20 protein-coding genes and 2 pseudogenes are annotated in these 20,941 nt (G+C 70.7%); 7 read left to right on the plus strand and 15 right to left on the minus strand.

What is annotated here, in order from left to right:
• Positions 1-169 precede the first annotated feature (169 nt).
• The 4 genes from ACFWBT_RS25050 to ACFWBT_RS25065 form a co-directional block, all read right to left on the minus strand.
• Positions 170-1,168 (minus strand): patatin-like phospholipase family protein, encoded by a 999-nt coding sequence (locus ACFWBT_RS25050; RefSeq protein ID WP_385704162.1) that lies wholly within the window; start codon positions 1,166-1,168, stop codon positions 170-172.
• 249 nt (positions 1,169-1,417) lie between these two features.
• Positions 1,418-2,020 carry a TetR/AcrR family transcriptional regulator gene (locus ACFWBT_RS25055; RefSeq protein ID WP_385704164.1) on the minus strand — a complete coding sequence of 201 codons (603 nt, stop codon included), beginning with the start codon at positions 2,018-2,020 and terminating at the stop codon, positions 1,418-1,420.
• Between the two features lie 172 nt (positions 2,021-2,192).
• Positions 2,193-2,945 (minus strand): DUF6069 family protein, encoded by a 753-nt coding sequence (locus ACFWBT_RS25060; RefSeq protein ID WP_385704166.1) that lies wholly within the window; start codon positions 2,943-2,945, stop codon positions 2,193-2,195.
• Positions 2,946-2,950: 5 nt separating this feature from the next.
• On the minus strand, positions 2,951-3,949 hold the full coding sequence (locus ACFWBT_RS25065; protein ID WP_385704169.1) for an RNA polymerase subunit sigma-70: 999 nt from the start codon (positions 3,947-3,949) through the stop codon (positions 2,951-2,953).
• Positions 3,950-4,259: 310 nt separating this feature from the next.
• Between ACFWBT_RS25065 and ACFWBT_RS25070 the strand changes: the two genes are divergently transcribed.
• On the plus strand, positions 4,260-5,126 hold the full coding sequence (locus tag ACFWBT_RS25070) for a helix-turn-helix domain-containing protein (RefSeq protein ID WP_385704172.1): 867 nt from the start codon (positions 4,260-4,262) through the stop codon (positions 5,124-5,126).
• Positions 5,127-5,281: 155 nt separating this feature from the next.
• Here the strand turns inward: ACFWBT_RS25070 and ACFWBT_RS25075 are convergent, their stop codons facing one another.
• A complete protein-coding gene (locus ACFWBT_RS25075) occupies positions 5,282-5,935 on the minus strand; it encodes an NADPH-dependent F420 reductase (protein ID WP_385704174.1) in 654 nt (217 codons plus the stop codon).
• A gap of 98 nt (positions 5,936-6,033) precedes the next feature.
• Between ACFWBT_RS25075 and ACFWBT_RS25080 the strand changes: the two genes are divergently transcribed.
• Complete coding sequence (locus ACFWBT_RS25080; RefSeq protein ID WP_385704176.1) at positions 6,034-6,435, plus strand: winged helix-turn-helix transcriptional regulator; 402 nt, start codon at positions 6,034-6,036, stop codon at positions 6,433-6,435.
• Positions 6,436-6,513: 78 nt separating this feature from the next.
• Here ACFWBT_RS25080 and ACFWBT_RS25085 read toward each other — a convergent pair.
• Positions 6,514-7,820, minus strand: a pseudogene (locus ACFWBT_RS25085) (alpha-amylase family glycosyl hydrolase).
• Between the two features lie 11 nt (positions 7,821-7,831).
• Complete coding sequence (locus ACFWBT_RS25090; RefSeq protein WP_385704177.1) at positions 7,832-8,335, minus strand: MarR family winged helix-turn-helix transcriptional regulator; 504 nt, start codon at positions 8,333-8,335, stop codon at positions 7,832-7,834.
• A gap of 141 nt (positions 8,336-8,476) precedes the next feature.
• Here ACFWBT_RS25090 and ACFWBT_RS25095 point away from each other — a divergent pair, with 141 nt between their 5' ends.
• Positions 8,477-10,123, plus strand: coding sequence for an FUSC family protein (locus ACFWBT_RS25095; RefSeq protein ID WP_385704179.1), 1,647 nt, complete (start codon positions 8,477-8,479; stop codon positions 10,121-10,123).
• Between the two features lie 155 nt (positions 10,124-10,278).
• Here the strand turns inward: ACFWBT_RS25095 and ACFWBT_RS25100 are convergent, their stop codons facing one another.
• Together ACFWBT_RS25100 and ACFWBT_RS25105 are read right to left on the minus strand one after the other, a co-directional pair.
• Complete coding sequence (locus tag ACFWBT_RS25100; RefSeq protein ID WP_385704182.1) at positions 10,279-10,656, minus strand: VOC family protein; 378 nt, start codon at positions 10,654-10,656, stop codon at positions 10,279-10,281.
• 68 nt (positions 10,657-10,724) lie between these two features.
• Complete coding sequence (locus ACFWBT_RS25105) at positions 10,725-11,957, minus strand: hypothetical protein (protein WP_385704183.1); 1,233 nt, start codon at positions 11,955-11,957, stop codon at positions 10,725-10,727.
• A 678-nt stretch (positions 11,958-12,635) separates the two neighbouring features.
• On the opposite strand from ACFWBT_RS25105, the gene ACFWBT_RS25110 reads away from it, so the two are divergent.
• Positions 12,636-13,376, plus strand: a complete 741-nt coding sequence (locus ACFWBT_RS25110; RefSeq protein WP_385704186.1) for an alpha/beta fold hydrolase — start codon at positions 12,636-12,638, stop codon at positions 13,374-13,376.
• Between the two features lie 136 nt (positions 13,377-13,512).
• Here ACFWBT_RS25110 and ACFWBT_RS25115 read toward each other — a convergent pair whose 3' ends face one another.
• On the minus strand, positions 13,513-14,145 hold the full coding sequence (locus ACFWBT_RS25115; RefSeq protein WP_385704188.1) for an NAD(P)-dependent oxidoreductase: 633 nt from the start codon (positions 14,143-14,145) through the stop codon (positions 13,513-13,515).
• A pseudogene (locus tag ACFWBT_RS25120) lies at positions 14,142-14,745 on the minus strand (EamA family transporter); the annotation flags it as partial. The gene ACFWBT_RS25115 and the pseudogene ACFWBT_RS25120, both read right to left, overlap by 4 nt.
• On the opposite strand from ACFWBT_RS25120, the gene ACFWBT_RS25125 reads away from it, so the two are divergent.
• Complete coding sequence (locus tag ACFWBT_RS25125; RefSeq protein ID WP_385704190.1) at positions 14,741-15,454, plus strand: LysR substrate-binding domain-containing protein; 714 nt, start codon at positions 14,741-14,743, stop codon at positions 15,452-15,454. The pseudogene ACFWBT_RS25120 and the gene ACFWBT_RS25125 overlap by 5 nt on opposite strands.
• Before the next feature lie 65 nt (positions 15,455-15,519).
• On the opposite strand, the gene ACFWBT_RS25130 is transcribed toward ACFWBT_RS25125, so the two are convergent.
• On the minus strand, positions 15,520-16,200 hold the full coding sequence (locus ACFWBT_RS25130; protein ID WP_385704192.1) for a hypothetical protein: 681 nt from the start codon (positions 16,198-16,200) through the stop codon (positions 15,520-15,522).
• A 529-nt stretch (positions 16,201-16,729) separates the two neighbouring features.
• Between ACFWBT_RS25130 and ACFWBT_RS25135 the strand changes: the two genes are divergently transcribed.
• Positions 16,730-17,407: an alpha/beta fold hydrolase gene (locus ACFWBT_RS25135; RefSeq protein WP_385704194.1), complete on the plus strand. Its 678-nt coding sequence runs from the start codon at positions 16,730-16,732 to the stop codon at positions 17,405-17,407.
• A gap of 738 nt (positions 17,408-18,145) precedes the next feature.
• Here the strand turns inward: ACFWBT_RS25135 and ACFWBT_RS25140 are convergent.
• Together ACFWBT_RS25140 and ACFWBT_RS25145 are read right to left on the minus strand one after the other, a co-directional pair.
• Entirely contained in the window at positions 18,146-18,865 is a 720-nt protein-coding gene (locus ACFWBT_RS25140; RefSeq protein WP_385704196.1) for a DinB family protein, read from the minus strand.
• Positions 18,866-19,330: 465 nt separating this feature from the next.
• Positions 19,331-19,516, minus strand: coding sequence for a hypothetical protein (locus ACFWBT_RS25145; RefSeq protein ID WP_385704198.1), 186 nt, complete (start codon positions 19,514-19,516; stop codon positions 19,331-19,333).
• Positions 19,517-19,543: 27 nt separating this feature from the next.
• Here ACFWBT_RS25145 and ACFWBT_RS25150 point away from each other — a divergent pair, with 27 nt between their 5' ends.
• Positions 19,544-19,693, plus strand: coding sequence for a hypothetical protein (locus ACFWBT_RS25150; RefSeq protein WP_385704200.1), 150 nt, complete (start codon positions 19,544-19,546; stop codon positions 19,691-19,693).
• A 212-nt stretch (positions 19,694-19,905) separates the two neighbouring features.
• Here ACFWBT_RS25150 and ACFWBT_RS25155 read toward each other — a convergent pair whose 3' ends face one another.
• Complete coding sequence (locus tag ACFWBT_RS25155; RefSeq protein WP_385704201.1) at positions 19,906-20,811, minus strand: LysR family transcriptional regulator; 906 nt, start codon at positions 20,809-20,811, stop codon at positions 19,906-19,908.
• Positions 20,812-20,941 lie beyond the last annotated feature (130 nt).

Raw genomic sequence — 20,941 nt, forward strand, 5'->3', positions numbered from 1 at the left:
GGATGTCCGGCCCGCCCCGCGTGAACGGAGTAACACCGGCTGCGTCCGGGCGAGTTCACCGGACGGGCGTCAACTCCTCGCGCTGACAAGGCGCTTGAGACGGAGGCCGGACGACGGAGGGCCCGGCGTGGGCACGAAGTGATCGAAGCGGCGAGGGCTCGCGCTTCGGTCAGTCGCCGCTGGGCGTTCGGGCGTCGCTCAGGCCGCTGTAGGCCTCGTGGACTGCGAAGCGCCCTGCTTCCAAGGCGGTTTCGAGGAGGTCGCCCTCGCGGGCCAGGCGGCCGACCGGCGGCGAGTCCGGGGCGGGGCGGATCGAGACGACGGCCGAGTGGTCTGCCAGGCGGGCATCGTCTTCGGCCAGGCGGGCTTCGCGGTCGAGGAACACCTGGCGCAGGGCCACGGGCTCACGGCGCAGCAGAGTCCTGGCGATGATCGGTGCGGAGCGCGACGGCCGCGCGACGTCGGTCGCACGCCGGGATCGCAGCACCATGACATGGGTCGCGCCCTGAGCCAGCGCGGTCCGGTACGGCACGGATTCCGAGACGCCCGCGTCGTAGAACCGGCGCCCGCGCAGCGTCACGGGTTCGCCCGCCAGAAGCGGCAGGGCCGCACTGGCCCGCAGCGCCAGGCGCAACTCCGCTTCGTCGCCGATGAAGGGCCGCAGGTCGGTGGAGTCCCCGGTGGCGGCGTCGGTGGCCAGCGGGTGGTACTCGACGTCGTTGGCCAGGATCGACGCGAAGTCCATCGGCGCGCAGTCCTGGTCGCCGTAGCGGTAGAGCACCTCGTAGAAGGCGTGCAGGTCCACGAGCGGCCGCCCGCGCAGCGGGTTGGAGCGCCGGATCAGCGTCCTGGCGTACTTGGGCACCGCCCAGAACCGCAGGGATTCCGGGCTGCTGCTCAGCAGCCACGCCCCGGAGGCGGCTCCGGCCGAGGCACCGTAGACGGCGTCGAAACTGTTGGTCAGCCCGAGTTCGTGCAGGGCCAGGGCCATCCCGCCGGCGATGATTCCCCGCATCCCGCCGCCCTCGATGGCCAGCGCGACACGGTGCCCGTCGGCACGTGCGCCGGGCCGGCTGCCGATCCGCGCGCGTTCGGTCAGCACGCCCCAGACCGGGTGCGGTTGCTCGGGCCCGGGCGTCGCGGCGGGAGGGGTGGCGGTCGTCGTCATCTCGGGTCAGGGCTCCAGGGGACTGCTCGGGTGCGGTGTCTGCGCGTCGGGTGCGATGTCTGCGCGCGAGGTCGGGACGGCACGGCGCGAGCGCCAGGCCGGATCACCGCTTGGATCTCACGGACCCGCACTCACTTTACCAGCGAGTAGCCATTCACTAGCCATCGGCTAGCGAAGGAATTCACACTGCTTGCCGCGGCTGCCCAGGCCTCGTCGGAGCACGTACGCGTCCGCATCACGGACGTCGGCTCACGCCTCGTCGGATTTCGCTGCGCCGGGAACGGCGAGGAGACCTCGGGCGGTCAGGAGAAGGGTGGCCCGCAGATCATCGTCCGAGAGGTCGGACAGTTCGCCGAGCCCCTCCAGCATCCACACGCACATCACATAGGCCATGCGTTCCGCCGGTGTGGGTGAGTTCCCGAACAGAACCCGCAGGATGCGACGCCTGCGCCCGTCGTTCTCGGCGTAGACGCTGGCGGCCCGAACCTCGGGATCGTGCAGGAGCATGGTTCCGAGTTCACGGTTGCGCACCAGGAAGTCGACCCAGCCGACCGCGTACGCGTCCAGTCTCTCCCGGCGCGATGCCATGCCCGCCAACTCGTCCAGAAGCACCGTCATCTCCTCGACCGCCGGATCGAGCGAGGCCTGGAGGATCTGCGCCTTGGTTCGGAAGTGGTAGTAGACAGCAGCCTTGGTGAGACCCATCTCGTTCGCGATGGCCTGCAACGAGGTCGATGGGTAGCCGCGGTCGGCGAAGAGGCGCTGCGCCGTCTCGACGATCTGCTGCCGGGTCGCCGCGGCCTGGGCGGATCGACTGACCGCCGGGGCGTCCGACTCCCGATCCCTGAGCACGCTCGCTCGCTCCCGCATAGGTCTTGCCTTCATGAGGCCGTAGCAGCCACCGCCGAACCCCACTTTACCTGCGCTGTCCGTCGACCGGCCGTCGGCCGGCGACCGCCGGGACGAGGGTCCTGCCGCTCCGGATCGACGCGATCCGGAGCGGTCTGAGTCGACCGGAGGATCGTCAATCGGTCCGGGTGCGGAGGCTCCGGGCCAGGGTGGGGATCATCACCGTCGCAGCGACGAGGTGCAGCCCGAGGAGGGCGGTGGTGCTGGCGGTGTTCGCCCCGGAGAGGAGCGGCGGGACCAACGAGATCGCGGTCAGCGACACCGCCGTCCACACGAATCGCTCGGCGGGGCGAGCGCTCCGACGCTGAAGAGCGACGGCGATGACGACGCCCACGACCGAGAAGAAGCCGGTCACCACGGCGAACCCGGACAACGGGATCGTCTCGCCACCATCGGGGACCTCGAAGTCGACGCCGACGGCCCGGGCGAGCGCAGCGGCGAGGGTGGTGGCCACCATCGCCGCGAGCGTGGCGACGAAGCCGGTGCCGACGAGCCCGCGGAGTACGTGGGTGTGGCCGGTCCGGCCCGAGGTCGGGCCTGCGCCGACCCCGGTGTCATTCATGCTGTTCATGTCGTTCCTCCATCCTTCGGTGGCTGGGGTACGGGGTGTGTCGACCGGCATGTGACGGTCCTGGCCCTGGGGGGGGGTGACGATGCGCACCCTCGCCGTGCGACGGCCGGGGTTCCGCAGGGCGCGGACGCCGGTGCCGCGGAGCCAGAACCCGGCGTCACGTCCGAGGACCGGCCCGGGCTCGCCGTCGCGCAGCTCCAGCTGCACCCGCCCGCGGGTGACGACGCCGAACGCGTCGCACCACTCCGCCGCGACCACCGCGACCCGCGCGCCACCGCGCAGCGCGAGCGTCCACACCGGGACTACTCCGTGCCGTCCGCCGGCAGGCTCTCCGGTAGCCCGAGCCTCGGGAACCGGTCGTCGTGGAACGTGACGATCTCGGTGATCGCCCCGCCGGTGACGCGCAGGACGTCGATCGTCAGCGGCAGGTACGCGCCCTCCCGCTGCCGCCAGAGGTAGAAGGCGACGGCGGGCTGCCGGTTCACGGAGGTGAGGACGGTGCGCAGGCCCTTCATGCCCTCGAAGCCGCTCTCGACCCAGTCGTTCACCACCGCGTCGCGGCCGACGTACAGGCCCGGCGTGGGCGGCATCGAGCAGCGGACGTCGTCCCGCAGCAGTGCGGCGAGCCTGTCGACGTCCGTGGCCACGCTGGCGTCGGTGTAGCGGCGCACCAGCTCGCGCGTCCCGGCGTCCTGTTCGCCGCCGGTCCAGTCCTGCCGCTCGGCGGGCAGGTGCTCCCGCATGCCGGCGCGGGCCCGCTGCAGCGCGCTGTTCACGGAGTTGACGGAGTCCCCGAGGAGCTCCGCGACGTCCTTCGCCGGCCAGCCGAGCACGTCCCGCAGGATCAGCACGGCCCGCGGGCGCGGCGCGAGGTGCTGGACGGCGACCAGGTACGCCAGCTCGATCGTCTCCCGCGCGACGGCGACACTCTCCGGCTCGTCCGCGTCGCCCGCGGGCAGCTCGTCGAGCAGCCGGTCCGGGTAGGGCTGCAGCCACGGCACCTCGCCACCGGTGGCAGGCTCCGGGCGACACTTGGCGAGCAGGTCCAGGCAGGCGTTGGTGGCGATCCGGTACAGCCAGGCCCGGAACGTCGACCGCCCCTCGAAGGTCTCCCGCCGCCGCCAGGCACGGAGGAACGTCTCCTGCACGGTGTCCTCGGCGTCCTCGAACGACCCGAGCATCCGGTAGCAGTGCACGTGCAGCTCCCGCCGGTGCCGCTGCGCCAGCCCCGAGAACGCCGGCTCGTCGATCTCGCCCAGCCCGCTCACGCCCAGTTCCTCCAGCCGCGTGTCCGCACTCATCACGTCATCCTTCCGCCTCATCGTGTCCCGTCGTAGGTGTGACGGGCGCGGGCGCGAAAACTCATCACCGGGGTCGGTCGGCATGGCTGAGTGCTTTCCGCACCGCGGGGGCGGCCGTGGCGCCGACCCCCTCGGCGCCGACGACGCCGAGCCGTCAGGCATACGTGATCCCCGCCATCCGGCACCGCGTGATGAGGTCACGCGACACACCGGGCGGCGAGCCGACCCGACCGCACCGGGCACAGGATGTCGGGTCCGGCACGGTGGGACTTCCCTAGCGTGGAGATCAGTAAGGAAAGGACGGCCAGGAGTGCTGGAGCGGCTGAATCAGGCCATGGACCACATCGAGGACCACCTCGATGAGCCCATCGACGCGGCTGAGCTGGCCCGTATCGCCGTGACGTCGGAGTACCACTTCCGGCGGATGTTCTCCGCGCTGGCGGGCATCCCGCTCTCCGAGTACATCCGCCGCCGACGGCTGACGCTTGCCGGGGCCGAAGTGCTCGCCGGGGAGCGGACCCTGCTCGAAGTCGCGGTGCGGTACGGCTACAGCTCGGGCGAGGCGTTCGCGCGTGCCTTTCGCGCCGTGCACGGGGTCGGCCCCGGCGAGGCACGGCGGACGGGTGCGGCGCTGCAATCCCAGCCACGGATGTCCTTCCGGCTGATCGTGGAAGGGAGCGGCAGCATGCGGTACCGGGTAGTGGAGAAGGACGGGTTCAGGCTCATGGGCAGGGGGACACGGGTCCCGCTGGTCTACGAGGGGATGAACCCGGCCATCGTGGAGTTCGTCAAGAGCATCGGCAAGGAGACGCTGGGGCGCTGGGAGGAGTACGCGGACGGGGAGCCCGGTGGTGTCGTGGCCGCTGTCAGCAACCACTCCGCGGAGGATGCGGAGGGCACCGAAATCGGCTACTTCCACGGGGTGGTGAGCGACGCGGAGGTGCCCGGCGCCTCGGACAGCCTTGACGTCGGGCCGGGGACGTGGGCGGTGTTCGAGTCCTCGGGCCAGTTCCCGCTGGCGGTGCAGTACCTCTGGCGGGATGTGTACACGCAGTGGTTCCCGTCGAACCCGTACCGGAGCCGGCCTGGTCCATCACTCTCGCGCACGCGGGTGTCCGAGGACGGCACACACGCGGACGCCGAGGTGTGGATTCCGGTGGAGCGGGTCAGCGGCTGAATCCCGACTCCGGCTACGGGCTCGCGGAGCAGCCGCCGTATCCGTACAGCCGCTCGCTCGGCTTGCGCCCCCGCGATCGATCGAAGTTCGGCCGTGACAGGAGACAGGCCGTGCGGGCGTCGCCCCGGATCTCCCGGATCGGCGTGGACAGCGGATCAGTTCGTCGCGGCCGGTGAAGGGACGCGCGGGATGGCGGAGTTGGGGTCGAAGCCCGCGAACACCAGCCCGATGACGAAACCGGCCACCTCCTCCAGCTGACGGACACGATCCAGCGCTCCGAGAGTCGCGGGCGCCCCGCCGACATCGCGGACCAGTTCGCCGACCACGCGCAGTGCGGCCGCGTCGTCCCCGCACATCGCCACGGTCACAGGGGATCGGCCACCGACCGGTGAGCTCGTCCACTGGGCGGCGGGAAACAGATGAAAAGCCTTGACGACATGGGCTCCTGGAGCGAGCTCGGCGATCCGGCTCGCCACCGACTCGCCCTGTCCGGTGAGCAGTGCACCGACGCCGTGCGCCACAGCGTTCGTGGGATCGATCAGTGGCGTCCCTTCGAGCACGCCGTCGGACGCGCCCGCCAGCCCGAGCATGTCCTCGACGCCCTCCCAGCTCACGGCGAGCAGTACCGCGTCGCGCCCTGTGGCCGCCTCACGCGGCGAGACGGCGAGCACACCGTGCCCCAGCTGCTCGGCAAGCTTCTCCGCCTTGACCGGCGAGCGTCCGCCGATCGCCACCTCGTGCCCCGCACGAGCCCAGCCCTCCCCCAGTCCCGCCGCCAGTGTCCCTGTTCCCAGGATCCCGATACGCATTGCCGCTCCCTCTCCACCAGTTGTCGGTCGAGTGGCTACGGTAGGGAGGGCGTTACGCACCGATCAGTGCGTGACCGGCGCGCGATGATGATGGTGCGATGACTGAACACGAAGCCCACTGCTACGAGTTGGTCGCCGACTGCCGTCTGCGCGCGGCCACCGACCTCTTCGCCCACACCTGGGATCCCGTCGTGCTGGCCGCTCTCCGCGAGGGACCGCGCCGACGCCGCGTCCTGCGCGCCTCGATCGGCGGCATCAGCGACAAGGTCCTGACCGACGCCTTGCGTCGCCTGCTCACCGGGGGCCTGATCGGCCGGCACGCGCACGCCGAGGCACCGCCTCGTGTCGAGTACAGCCTTACCAGGCTGGGGCAGAGTCTGGTCGAGGGCCCGATGAGGGAGCTCGGGCGCTGGGCGGTCGAGCACGGCGACGAGCTTCTCCAGGCCCAGGAGAGCGCGGCCCGGACGCGATCGGACGGGCAGGCGACCGCGAAGGAGTGAACGTCCGGCCCTGGACCCTGGATGCGGTCCGCCTCGTCACGGCCCAGAAGGGCCACCAGCCCGCCGGCCCGGCATGCTCTATCCCGATGTCGTGGCGATGAACCACCCCAGCGGCGGCAGGGAAACGGAACCGGTGGCGGGTTCGACGGAGGCGTCACCCGCAGCGCGGGTCCATGGGGCGGCCGGAATGTCCGCGGTGGCCGGAGCGGGGCCGAAGTTGAGGGCGACCGCGACGGCGGAGCCGGAGTCAGGTGCGGTCAAGGTGTAGCTGAGGACCGTGTTGTCGAGGGTGTGAACCCGGGTCTGGGCGCGTACGAGCCAGGAGTGGCGGCGACGAATGCCCACCAGGGTCTGGTGAAGCCGCTCGACGGGGAGACCGTCGGGACCGAGATCCGACGGGGAGGCGGGGAACGCGGGACGGACGGCGTCGTCGCCGCCCGCGCGTTCCTCCTTGACGCCCAGCCACGCACGCTCGTCTCCCGCGTAGACGGACGGTGTCCCACCGACGGTGAACAGCACGGTGAGCGCGTGCGCCAAGTGGCGAGGTTCGTGCAGCCGGCTGGCGACGCGCGTGACGTCGTGGTTGCCGACGAACGTCTGCGGCGCGAAGGTGTCGACCATGGCGTTGTGGCGCTTGAGCGCCCAGGCCAGTTCGTGCGGGTTGCTGTCGTTGAGTGAGCTCCAGATCGCCTTCCACAGCTCGTACTGCGTCACGGAGTCCAGTCCGCCCTCGGTGACGTACGCGGTGTAGTCGCCGTGGATCACCTCGCCGCTGAACCACGCGCCGGGGTGGCGGGAGCGGACGCGTTCCGTGACGGTGCGCCAGAAGGGCCGCGAACCGCGTAGGCGGCATCCAGCCGCCAGCCGGCGATGCCACGGTCGAGCCAGTGGTCGAGGACCGCGACGACGTGGTCGGCGACAGCGGGGGACGCATGGTTCAGAGCGACCAGATGCGAGTGCCCCTCGAAGGTGCGGAAGTCGTCGCCCTCGGGCACGAACCAGTCCGCGTACGGCGAAGCGGTGCCGTGCCGCGTCACGTCGACGAAGGGGGCGAAGGACCGGCCGACGTGGTTGAAGACGCCGTCGAACAGAATGCGGACCCCGCGTGCCGCCGCGCGCTCGACGAGTTCGAGCAGATCGCCCTCGGTTCCCAGACGGGGATCGACGTGGAAGTGGTCGGACGTGTCGTAGCCGTGTGTCTCGGCGGCGAAGACCGGCCCCAGGGCGAGGCCGTTGCACCCGAGGCCGACGAGATGGTCCAGCCAGTCGACGAGGACCGGCAGGCGGTGCCGCGGGGGTGCGTCGGTCGGCAGGGCGGTCGGCTCCGCGCCGAGGAAGCTCAGCGGGTGGACCTGCCACCAGATGGCGTGGTCGGACCAGGACACGGCAGCCTCCGTCAGTGCGGTCGGGTCGTGGGGCCGGGTGCGGCGGTCGGGGAGTCGGCGAGACGGTTCATCAGGCGGGCGGCGAGCAGCAGGACCTGACGCTCCGTCTCGGTGAGGTCGACCAGGGCGATGTCGAGCCATGCGTCGCGCTGTGCCATGTCACGGGCGAGGGCCTCGCGTCCCGCGTCGGTCAGTCGCAGCACGCGCTGCCGCCCGTCCTGCGTGTCGCGCGTCCGGCTGATCAGACCCTCCTGTTCGAGATCGGCGAAGACCCGCGTCAGGGACTGGGGCTGCTGGTGGTCGGCGGCGGCCAGCGCACCGGCCGGCATGGGGCCGTTGCGGCGCAGGTGACCGAGCACGCTGCTCTTGTTGAGGCTGAGCCCGTCCGCGGGGCGCTCCGCGCTCAGTCGGCGGGCGAGCCGGATGGCGCCCATCCGGATCTCGGCGGACGTCCGGCTGTCCCACCCCTCGGGCGCCGCTCTCTCCGCGTCCCCGTGCTCTGCTCGCTCTCCCATCACCTTGCTAAGGTAGCACTTACGATAAAATCGGGGAGGCGATTCCCTCCGTGCCTCACCTTCAGGAAATCCCTCGAAAACTCCCGACATCTCTCGGACACCTCTCGGACATGTCTCGGAATCTCTCGGCGGTGATTCTACGTGTTGCGTACCTTTCTCAGGTCGACGCGTCGTGCGCCGCACTTCGACCCGCGCGGGATGCACCTGCGCGCGACGGCCGTGACCATGGCCACCGTGCTGGGTACGTACGGGTGGGCGTTGTTCGTCGAGCGCGAGGCGGGGCTGCGCGTGGGCAGCGTGGCGCAGGCCGTGGTGATCGCCTCGGCACTCGGTCGCGTGCAACGCCACTTCGACCGAGCCGATCGACTGCTGGCCTGCGCCGTGCTGCCCTGCGCGGCGGCAGGGGGGACAGAACTGAGCGCCTTGCTCCAGCGGCACCCCCTCGCGGGTGACGCGGTGTTCGTCGTGGGGGTCGTGGGGGCGATCTGGGTTCGCCGGTTCGGGGCGCGCGCCACCCGGGCGGGCACGCTCGTCGTTCTCCCGCTCATCGCGGTACTGGTGGTGCCCCCAGGGACAGGGCCCGTGAGTGGGCACGAGCACTCGGCGTGGGTGGCGGTATCGGCGCTGGTGGCGGTCGCCTGGGGAACCGCCGTGACGTGGACGGCACAGCGCACCGGTCTCGTACCGCGGCCGCCGTCCATGAGGGTGACCGCGGTGACCCGCGCGACGCGCCGCCGGATCCCGGCCGGCACCCGGATGGCGTTGCAGATGGCGGCCGCGTCGACCGCCGCGTTCGCGATCGGCCGGATTCTGTGGCCGGACCACTGGGCGTGGGTGGTACTCACGGCCTTCCTGGTGTGCAGCGGGGCGCGCAGCCGCGGGGACGTACTGGTCAAGGGGGTGTGGCGAACGCTCGGCGCCGCAGCCGGCACGGTCGTGGCCGACGCGGTTTCCGGGTTGTTCGGACCCCGGTCGGACACCGCGGTCGTCGTGATCTTCGCCGTGCTGGCCGTGGCCACCTGGCTGCGTGAACTCGGCTACGCCTACTGGGCGGGCGGCGTCACCGCCGTACTCTCGCTGTTCTACGACTGGCTCGGGCAGAGTCCCGGAGACCTTCTGCACACCCGGCTGGCAGGAATCGCGGTCGGCGCTGTTCTCGGCGCGGCGGCTTCCTGGCTGGTCCTGCCCATCCGCACCGAAGCGGTGATACGAGCACGCACCGCCGCGGCACTGTCCGGCCTGGGCGACCTGATGGAGGCCGACTGGCACGACGGCCAGGCTGTCCGCGTGGCGCAGGCTCGATTCACCTACCTCGTCGAGCAGTTGGGCACCGCGACCGCCCCGATGCGAATCCTGGCCGCTGTCCCCAAGGCCCGGATACCGTCCGCTCGTTGGCGGCCCGACCCGTGCACGCTCCGGCCCCTGACGGTGGTAAGGCGCTGCGGCGACCCCGTCGACGACCTCGCCCTGGCCATCAAGGCGGCACCGGACGCCGTCACCGCCGACCCGGCCGTGACGGTACGGCGTACTCAGATCGCGGCACACGCGGTCGCCCTGCGCCGGGCCATCGGCCGCCGCCCGACCTCGCTCGCGGACACGGGAACCGAACCGCCGCAACACCTCCGGACGGCCGGCGCCGCGACTCCTCCCAGCCGATGCGCCCTGACCGCCGCCCTCACGGCACTCGACGCCCTCGACGCGATCGACACCCAACTCGGTCTACTCAGCGGGCTATTCGTTCCTTCACCCGCACCCACGTCCGACTCGACCGCGACGACGGCCGGCTGACCAGGGGCCGTCCCCTCCACCTGTTGTCGGGGCGACGCGGGTCACGGTGGTGGCGAACCCTGGAACAGGCCCATCGTGCGCGCTCACCAGCACACAGCCGGAACACCCAAGAACCCACCGCCTGTGCCACCGTGTTCCTCGTCTGTTCCCTCTCCTCAGTGCCGCACCAGGCAAAATGGATGCCCTGCCGGATCGGCATAGACGCGCCAACTTCGTCCACCGGAACCGTCGTCCAGCATCCTCGCCCCCGAGGCCAGCACCTGTTCCTGGGCTCGGTCAAGGTCAGCGACACCGAGGTCCAGATGGAACTGCTGAGGCCGGGTCGATTCGGGCCACTGCGGCGGCATGTAGTCAGACACCCGCTGGAAGGCGAGGACGCCTCCAGAAGGCGTGTGCAAGGTCGCCCAGCCGTCGCTCAGGGCCCATCGCCGATCCTCCTGGTTGACAGCCCCACCGAGCAGTGCCTGGTAGAACTCGGCAAGTTGCGTCGGCTCGGAACAGTCCAGCACCACGCACTGCAGGTCAGCGATCATGGGCTGATCCTAAGCGGCCGCCAGACAGCCCGACCCACCCTCGATATCCAAGATCGCAGCGACCGGCCCTAGGGCCGGTACCGCACGATCACGGCGCGGCTGAAGTTCGCATCGCCGGACGCTCCGAGTTCGGCCGTGCCGACGCCCCATGCCTCATCGGTCCCCGGAACCGGGACGATCTCGGCCAGCCGGAACGCCTGTCTCCTGTCGACCTCGGTGACCTTCCCGGTGATCCCGGTGACGTGGGGCGGCCGTGCGATGCGCCTCACCTTCCCGTTCTCGCCGCGCACCCTCTTGGTGTCGAGGATCCCCGCGGGCAGCGCACGCGACTTGCTCCACCGCTTGCCGTCCCAGTGGAGGGCGCAAGGCTGGTCGCCCGGAGGCGCGTATCTGGTCCCGGTGTACGGGCCGTACTCGATCCCCATGGCCCAGACGTCGTCGGCACCCCGCACGACGAGCGTCCGCACCTGCGTCCGGCAGCCGGGAAACTTCGCGTCCGCCGTATCGACGTCCGGCATCCGCTCCTCGCGCCACCGCCGCCCGTCCCATCGCGCGGCCGCGAGCCGAAGGGGGCGCGGCTTCGGGTGGTCCGGATCCGGCTCGTCCGCCGTGTCCGCCTCCGGGTCGGGAACGTTCCCGGCCACCCGGAGATCCCCGCCGGCGGTCTCCGTGGTGACGGCCTGCGCCTCCACTGGCAGTCGGGTGGCGGTCCAGCCGCGCCCGTCCCAGTGCCAGGCCGTCCGTTGCCTGGGCTTCCCGAGCGCCCAGACGTCCGAGGGCCCGAGCACCGCGACGGCGGCCGTATCGCTTTCCTTGGGCAGCGCGACAGCCAGCCAGTGGGTGCCGTCGAACCGGGCGGCGATCGGGGTGGAGTACGTGCCCGGCCCGTGGTCGACGCGCGCGAACAGCCAGGCGCTGCCCGCGCCGGCGTGCAGGGTCGGCGACCTGAGCGTGCCGCCGCCGAGTGCGTCACGGAGATCGGACGACAGGTCGTACGGCTGCCACCGCGAGCCGTCGAACCGGAGCATCCGCATCCGCGCGCCGGAGCCGCCGGCATCATGCAGTGCCGCAATGGCCCAGGCCTCGCGCTGGGACACGGCGGCGATGTCGAGCCCCTGATTGCCGACGGGGTCGACATCGGAGACGTACTCGTACGCCCAGGCACGGTGGACGGATGCTTCACCGGTACGGGAACCACTCGGCGCCGGATCGGCCGGGTTCGGCCCCTCCGTGCCGCACCCGGCGAGCAGCGCGGCAACGGCGACGAGTGCAACCCTGCTGGTGACGCGCGGAATCGGCATTCGCGGGATTGTACGGCCTGGCTCGGCCTGTCCCTGTGTCGCCCCATCGCGCCAACCGCGTTCGACCCGAGGTGCTGGACCAGGCCGAGGTGCTGGACCAGGCCGAGCACTTTCGAGCTGGCCTACGCCGACACCGGCCAGGTACTCGTCCACCCTCGGACGGGTGCGGTGTCGATGGTTCGCAACGACCAGGGCCCGTTCCCCCTCGCCCGGGACACCGAGGCCTTCGTGCGACTGCTGGAGACCGTGTACCGGTTCATGGGTGCCTGCTGGAACCCGTACCCGGGCGAGGACAGCAAGCGGGACTTTCCTGAGCGAGGCTGCCGCCCTCGAACCACTCTCGGTGAACGAGGAAGCGCCCGCGCAGGGCGTGTGGGGGCAGTTGTTCGCAGCCATCGTCGAACTCGGCCCGTGGGGCTTCTGACGCCGGGCGACCCGGCCCCGAACGACCCGCCACCGAAGAGCCGGGCGGCGATGCCGGCCCGAGCGCAGGGTGTGCCAAAGGCCCGCTCAGGACAACGAGTTCGTCGCGGCGCTGCGGGTCCACCGCGGCGTGGCCAGGGCCTTTCCGGCGGATCCTGCCGGGCCCCGCGCGCCAGAAGCAGCTGGAATCTCCCCCAGGGGGAGGTCCTACCGTCCTGACCGACCGCACAGGCGATGCTTCGAAAGAGGTCTGTCATGACGACGTTTCTGCTGATCCCGGGGCTTTTCATGGGTGGCTGGGCCTGGGAGGCGGTGGCCGCCGAGCTGACCGCGCAGGGGCACCGGGCACTTCCGGTCACCTTGCCCGGCCTCGCCGAACGGGCCGGGGAGGACCCCGTCGGCGTCGGGCTGGGCGAGCACACCGACGCCGTGGCGGCGCTGCTCGACGCGGAGGGCCCCGGGACTGTGCTGGTGGCGCACAGCTACGGCATCTTCCCCGCCCTCGCGGCGGCCGACCGGCGCCCCGGACAGGTCGCCCGGGTGGTGTTCGTGGACACCGGCTTCCCGGAGCCGGGTGAGTCGATGGTGGCGCAGATGCCGCAGCTCGGCCTGCTGGACCGCGCCCTCGGCGGCGTCATCCCGGTGCCCGAGGAGATCCCGGCGGTGCACGCCGTCCCGCCGGCGGAGCTGGAGCGCTACCACCGCCTGGCCACCCCGCACCCGGTCCGGACCGTCACCGAGCCGATCGAGCTGACCGGCGCCTGGCTCAAGCTCCCGACCACCGGCGTGTTCTGCCTCGCGAACGGCCTCAGCGTGGAGTTCGCCCGCACGCTGCACGGCACCGGCCTTCCGCGGTTCGCCAAGCTCGCCGAGCCCGGAGTCACCTTCTTCGAACTGGCCACCGGCCACTACCCGATGCTCTCCACCCCGGTGGAGCTGGCCGAAGTCCTGGTGCGCGCGGCGGCCGGCGAGGGCCTGGGCCTCTACGAAGGCTGACCGTCCGCCGACCAGGCACTGATGAGCGTCCTGGTCACCCACTCCGGCCGGGGGCCGGTGCTCGACGTGACCTCGAAGCCGAGTCATGCGCCGACCGAGACGTCATCGGACCAGCCACGCCCCTGGCGACCGGACACTAATAGCCGACGGTGAAGTGTTTGACGTCGCGTGGGTTCTCGAGTTCGTCGAGGACGGCCACGGCGAGGTCTTCGGCTGAGATTCGGGACGAGCCGTCGGCGCCGGTGATGAGTGTCGTGGTGCCGCGTCGGTACTCTCCGGTGCGACGTCCGGGTTCGAGGACCGCGGGTGGGCTGAGATAGACCCAGTCGGCCGGGTGTGCTCGGCAGGCGTCGAGTTGCGCGGCGCTGGCAGCGGCGAGGGTGCGCCATTGCTGCGGCACGTACTCCGGGCTGTCGACGACGAGCCGGTCGGAGCGTCCCGGGATCCGCAGGGGGGCGGCGCCGCCGACGACGAGGATGCGCGTCCGGGCCGTCGCGGCCGCGTCGAGCAGGGCCGTCGTGGTCGGGACGACGGTGTGTTCGTGCCCAGCGGCGGGGCGGGTGGCAGCCACGATCGCGCCGGTGCCGTCGAAGAGTCCGCTCATGTCGTCGGGGTCGTTCGCGTCACCGTCGACGGCGGTCACGCCGGGCGGCAGGGCGGCTGACCGCCTGCCGCGGAACACCGCGACGAGGTCATGGCCCCGGTTCGCGGCCTCGGTGACGACGCGTGAGCCGACCATGCCTGCGGCTCCGATGACGACGATCCTCATCGATGGATCCTTTCCGGTACGGGTGTTGAAGCGGCGTCAGGTGAGCCGGTGGAAGCGGGGAGCTGCCCCGCGACGATCGAGGCGAGGGCGAGGACGAACCCTACGAGTTGGATCGGGCCGAGGGTCTGGCCGAGCACGACGGCGCCCAGAACGGCGGCGACCAGCGGGGAGAACAGTCCGAGAACCGCGACCGAGGTGACCGGCAGGGTCGCGATGCCCTGGAACCACAGGACGAAGGTGATCAGACCGCCGACCAGGCCCAGCCAGAGGTAGCCGAGAGCGGCGTGCAAACCGATCGCGGGTGGCGCTCCCTCGACAAGGAAGGTGAGGGGCCAGGAACAGGCCTCCGGCGGTGAGTTGCCAGCCGGTGAAGGCGAGGGGGCTGACCTCGGCGGGGCGTCCCCAGCGTTTGGTGAGCGTCACGCCGAGGGCCATCGTGGCTGCTCCGGCGAGGCCCGCGACGATCCCGACGGTGTCGAGCGCCGCGTTCGGCCCGATCACCACCAGGCCGACCCCGGCGACGCCCGTCACACCCCACAGGAGGCGCCAGGCGGAGGAGCGCTCGTGGAGCACGGTCACGGCCAGGACGGCGACGATGAGCGAAGCGTTCCTCCCGGCCGCCCGCCAGTGCCTGGACGCCGCCGAACGCGCGGTCGCCGAGGTCGCTGCGGCTGTCGGAGAGGTGCGCGAACGACTCGCCGTGGGCCTGATCCCAACGGTCGCCGCGGTCGACATCCCAGGCGTGCTGCGGGAATTCCGCCGGCACCACCCGCACGTGCGCGTCAGCCTGCGTGTGGGCGCGAGCGACGACCTCGTCGAGTGGGTCAGGCAGGGAACACTGGACGTGGCCTTCCTCGGGCTGCCGACCACAGCTCGACCCCGGGGAGTCGCCGCCCACGAACTCGCCCGTGACCGGCTCGTCGCCGTGGTCGCGCCGGACCATCCACTCGCCGGCGAATCAGCTGTCGACCTGCGCAGGCTCTCTTCCGAGGTCTTCGTGGACTTTCCGGCGGGGACAGCCGGCCGCGCGCAGTCCGACCATGCCTTCGCAGCCGCTGGTCTCGACCGTGACGTCGCCTTCGAAGTGACCACGGCCGACTACATCGCTCGACTCGTCGGGCCGGGCCTCGCCGTGGCCCTGCTCCCCTCCGCCTACGCGCCTCAGCTCGGCGGTGTCGTCACCATCGACGTCGCTGACGCGCCGGCCCGCGTCGAGTACGCCATCTGGAGCCGCTTCGGCCGCCCGCCTGCGGCGACCGCGTTCCTCGGCATCCTCGACATCACGACAGAAGATCGACACGACTCATGAAGCCTCTCGGACCGTCCGTCACGAACGGCTCACCGGTGCCGGTCAGTTCGTCGACGCGGCCTCGGTCATGAGGACCGCGGTCGTGTCGATGGAGCTGCTCGGGCCCGCATGCGCCGGACCACCACCCGCAGTCTCACCAGCGCGGCCACAGTTCCGGCGCCGACGGGAACGAGCGGCCAGAACGCGGGGCGGATCCCGAAGGCCCCGCACCCGATGAGCACGAAGACCGCCGCAACCCCGACGAGGAACCCGAGCAGCCAGGGTCCGGCCCGGTCCCGCCGCTCCAGCCGCAACCGGTCGCGGCGGCAGATCACATACGCGAAGGCGGCCACGGCGAGGGCCAGCAGATACCCCATGATCAGTGGGTACAGCACGAACAGCGCGATGTCCCACGCGCCGGGGTGCCAGCCGGGCCACACGTCACGCCCGTCGATCTCCACGACCCGCCCGTGCCACAACCCCGCCTCGACCCGCTGTCCCTCCTGGAGGCCCTGCGCCGAATCGTCCGGGACGCCGTCCACCGCTTTCAGCTCGTCACCGACGCGCAGTTCGACCGTGTACTCGGTGTGGACGAACCAGCGCCCGCTGCCGCCGTCCTGGCCTCCGCCCTCCGTGCCGGACTCCGTGTGGCCCGTCAGCCCGGTGACGGTGGCCCCGATCGTGCGCAGAGACCCGTTCGACCGCGCGAGTGCCACGGCCGTCTCCTCGTAGGTGCGTACGGCGAGCAGCACGATCAGGGCAGCCATGAGGAGGCGGAACGTCACACGTACTACGCGTGCCTTCACTGTCCCGGTCCACCTGGGGTCCGGTCCGGCCTGCGACCTCACGTCCCCGGCAGGGTCCCGTGTCATCGGCTCCCCCCTCGCATTCAGGTTCCGACCGGGACGGGCGACAGCTGTCCCACCAGATCTCACGCCGTACAACTGACTTTGGTTGCGGCTCCCTTGTCGCCCGCGACCGGTCGAGTACGTGGACGTGGACGTGGACGCGCCGACTCCACACCACGCAAAAAAAAGACCCTGTCCCGCACTACAACGGGACAGGGTCTTCACAGAGCGCCGGGCAGGCCTTGCACCTGCATCTCCCCGCAGGAAGCGGGACGTCTCTCCTTGGACCACCCTCAAGGCTGAGCCGGCGGTCCTGGTGGAGCGGATCGACGGACGGAGCTTCACCTCGACGACCCGGCCGCCGAAGGATTACGCATAAGGGCTGCGACCGATGACTTCCGTCGCTCCCGGCGGTCGCTATGTCCTGAGGGTGAAACGGATGGAAGTGATGGTGAATATGTTCGTCCTGGTTCCCGGGGCCGGGGGTTCGGCCTGGTACTGGCATCGCGTGGCGTCCGCGTTGCGGAGCCGGGGGCACGAGGTGATCGCTGTCGAGCTGCCCGGCGCCGACGAGTCCTCGGGGCTGCCCGAGTACGCCGACGCGGTCGTCGCGGCGGTCGGCGATCGCCGCGGCGTCGTGGTGGTCGCCCAGTCGATGGGCGGGTTCACCGCGCCGATGGCCTGCGCCCGCACCCCCGTAGAACTGCTGGTGCTCGTCAACGCAATGATTCCGCTGCCGGGCGAGACTCCAGGGCAGTGGTGGGGCAACACCGGATCGGAGCCGGCCCGCATCGCAGCGGCCGAAGCGGGTGGATACACCGCGGAAATCGACCTGGACACCTACTTCCTGCACGATGTACCGGCCGAAGTCGCCGCCGCCGGAGCGGATCACCAGGGGCCCGAGGCCGACATCGCCTTCAACCAGCCCTGCGACATCCGCACCTGGCCCGACGTGACCACACATGTGCTTGCCGCGGCCGGGGACCGGTTCTTCCCCCTGGAGTTCCAGCGCCGAGTCGCCCGCGACCGCCTCGGGATCGAGGCCGAGACGATTCCCGGTGGGCACCTGGCCGCGCTGTCACACCCGGTTCCCCTCGTCGACCGACTCATCGACCATCTGCCCTGAAGAAGCAGGCGAATCGGCTCTGCCGTGGCCCTGTCCCAGCCCGGGCAGGACCCATGACTCATGAGTCATGACTCATGCCCGCAGCAGGCACCGTTCGCCCTGTCATGGGCGTGGGCGAAAGCCGGTGGGCCGGTGCCGCCGACAAGGCTCCGGCAGCCGGGCCCGACGACCGTCCCTGAATCGAGAGGGGAACGGACACCGCCCGCTCCGCGAGGGCCGTCGGCTTCCGCGGATCGTCGCCGCCGGCACGGGCGTGAACATCGAGCGTCGCACGATGCCGGCTGATCAGTCGGCCCCGGCGGTTGCGACATGGCGTGTCTCCGCCTCGATGCGCCCCTCCCCCGGCGCCCGTGTCACGCCCGCGGTACGTCCCTTCAAAGCCGCGCGCCGGAACGTATCCCCCGGGGCGGAATCTCGTTGAAGTGGTCATCGCGCAAACGCCCCCGACGGTTGCGCGGCACGTGAGGGCCCGAATCCCTGCCCGGTCTCGGGCCCTCACACCCGTCCGTCGAGTACCGGTCCGACGCCGGCGGAGAGGAACCAACAGCACCGGTCCGATGCGGTGACCCTGCGGCGCACATTCCGACCACGGCTCGGTGTTCGCCGAGGAAACGGGCCGAAACGGCGGCCGTCGCCCCGTAGACAACCGCCTGAGACTGTTGGCGCCTCGCCAACCCGCGCTCCAGCACACGTACTTACGGGATGCCGGGCGTACCCGTCGGCAGGACCGCGCCCGGCCTAGCCGGAGGTGGTGGGGCGGGTCCGCCACAGGTCGCGGAGCAACGCGATCTCGGCCATGTGGTGGATGAATTCGAGGTTGGCCCCCGCCAGTACGGCGATGAAGGGGTCGTCGGGGTCGGAGCCGTACGGGTACTGCGAGAAGCCGACCGTGTCGAGCTGCTCGTCGGTGACGGCGCCGACGCTGTCGCGCCAGCGGTCGATCAGCGCCCAGAACCGCTCTAGCGCCAAGGGGGCCGAGGGAGTGAAGTCGGTCAGCAGCTTCGGCTCGTGCCGTCGTTCACCGAAGGTCCACTCCCAGCCGCCGGCGAAGTGGAAGTGCAGGTGCCCCAGCCGCCACGCGATGGTCGTGACCGGCGTATCGTCCGGCTCCGGCGCGCCGGTGTGGGCGAGAATCTGCTCCACCCGTTCGACGCTCACGCTCCAGTCATCGGCGATCTTGGCCACGCTCATCCCACCGGCTGCCTGCCGAGACACTTCGGCGTACTCGTTCGCCGGGATGTCCGCGGCGCCCAGGTCGAGCACCCACTCGCCCGGTCCGAACGCCCTGGGCGTCCTCGCCTGGTCCCGGCGTCTGATCGACCAGCTTCCGGGCACCGGCTCCCACAGATACTCCTCGTCGCTGAGCCCCGCGAGCCGCACCTGGGCCATCTCCCTGGCATGGTCGAACTGGTCGAGCAGCAAACCCAGACGGTCGGTCCGCACGCCCTCGATCTCCATGCCCGATTCCCCTCGCGTTCGCGTCTCGCAACTCACTGCGCTCAGGCGGAAGTTAGCCGCTCGGCTCACGAGGCGCGACCGATTTCCGCACCCCCCGGCCGATGCGGCACCACCCACACCGCCGCACCCTGGTCGGACGTGGTTGTACCCGTTTCCGCTTACGGGGCGTCGGCCACACTCCGCGAGAACGGCCTGAGCCGCTGATTACGACCGGCGGACAGTCGTGAAAACCGTCGTGGCAGCGATGTCACCGTGGGTCCACATCCCACACCCACCGCAGGTGAACGACCCCTGACCAGGCAATCGGTCAGGGGCCGTGCTCGTGGGCGTTGTCCGCCAGCTACCATGGCTCCCCACCGTTTCCCGACCGAACGGGCACGGGAGGGGCACGTCGACCGGCGGTTGAGGTTGGATCAAGCCCCCTGGACAGCATCACCGTTTGAAGCCGGTGAGCACGGACCAGGGTCAGCTGGGGGTGACTTCTTCGGTGAGGCGGCCGGTCCAGGGACACCAGTAGAGGCCGGGAAGGAAGGGGCCGCCGGCTTCCTCCAGGTGGTCCTCGACGTAGGGGATGGTGGCGTCGCAGACCTCGATGGCCACGTCGGCGAAGCTGATGCTGTTCGGGTTGTAGTGGAAGTCCTGGGGTTGCAACTGGCCGCGCTCTTGATGATCCGGCCGATGACGATCTTGCGATCCCCGCTCGCGACGATCTGGCGGGCTTCCTTGATGGCTTCCGGCTTGGTGATCTCGATGACGAAGTTGCTGCCGGTGATGTCCTGCATGTTGAAGTACGCGGCATCGTCGGCGGCGCCGGCCTGTCCGCTCTGACTCGTGGCCAGAGCGAGCAGGGCAGTGACCGCGAGGGTGCCGATCCGGGTGGTGATACGTCGCATGCGGGCAGCTCCGTGCCTGGGGGGTCGTGACACTCACGACCATGCGTAACGCGACGTAGTCGAACGACTACTTTAAGTAAACGATCACGCCCGGAACCCTCGCCGGGAAGGAAGCGACGCAGAGAGCCGACTCAGCAACAACCTCGCCTACGACACTCCGCGCTTGGCCAGCGCGGTTCGCGCCAGGCCGCGCAGCCAGGCGTGGGCGTGGTCGGTGTCGTAGCGCTGATGCCACGACAGGTATATCGGTGCCGACGGCAGGTCGAGCGGGAGGGGGAGCACGACCAGGCCGAGGTCGGCGACCACGGACCGCGTGGTGGCCTCGGGGACGCTGATCAGGAGATCGGAGCCGCGCGCGAACTCCAACGCGGCCGCTTCCGTGGGCGCGGTCGCCACCACACGGCGGGTGAGGCCGAGCCGCGCGAGGGCGTCGTCGAGGGCATTGCTGAGGTTTCCACGTCGCGAGACGGTGACGTGCTCAGCGGCGGCGTACCGCTTTGCGGTGACGGTCCTGACGCGGGTGAGGGGGTGCCCCTGCCTCACGACGATGACGAGGCGGGTCTCGCCCACGTTCTCGGCACGGATGTCCGGTGCGCTCGGGCGGTTGGCGTTCGCCTCCAGGTCGACCTCGCCGCGCCGCAACTCGGGGGTGTCAATGCTCGATTCCGCGACGAAACGCAATCGCACTCCCGGCGCCTGTCCGCGCACGGCCGCGAGCAGTGCGGGGCCGCTCAAGGCGACCAGGGAGTCGTGCCAGCGGAGTGTGAAAGTGCGTTCCAACGTTGCCAGATCGAGTTCACGGCTCGGTGCCAGCACCCCCTGGACCTGCTGCAGCAGCTCGTGCACCTGTTCCCGGACGGCGATCGCATACGGCGTCGGGGTCATCGTGCGGCCGGTGCGCACCAGGATCTGATCCCCGGTCGTGCGCCGGATCCGGCCCAGACTCCGGCTCATCGCGGGAGCGGTGACATGCAGGCGCGCGGCCGCTCCGGCCACGCTTCCCTCCTCCAGCAGCGCGTCGAGCGCGGTGAGCAGGTTCAAATCCAATTGCATGCGAGTAATCCTAGCCGTGCTTGACATGCATTTGAAGTTAATGAAGGGGCTCTATACCTTCGAGACGAGACCGCACGACGGAAACGCACAGCCTGATCAGACCGGCCCAATCACCCCTCCTCATAAGGGA

Origin of the sequence: Streptomyces sp. NPDC060027, from assembly GCF_042737005.1 — a bacterium.
Taxonomy (GTDB): Bacteria; Actinomycetota; Actinomycetes; order Streptomycetales; family Streptomycetaceae; genus Streptomyces.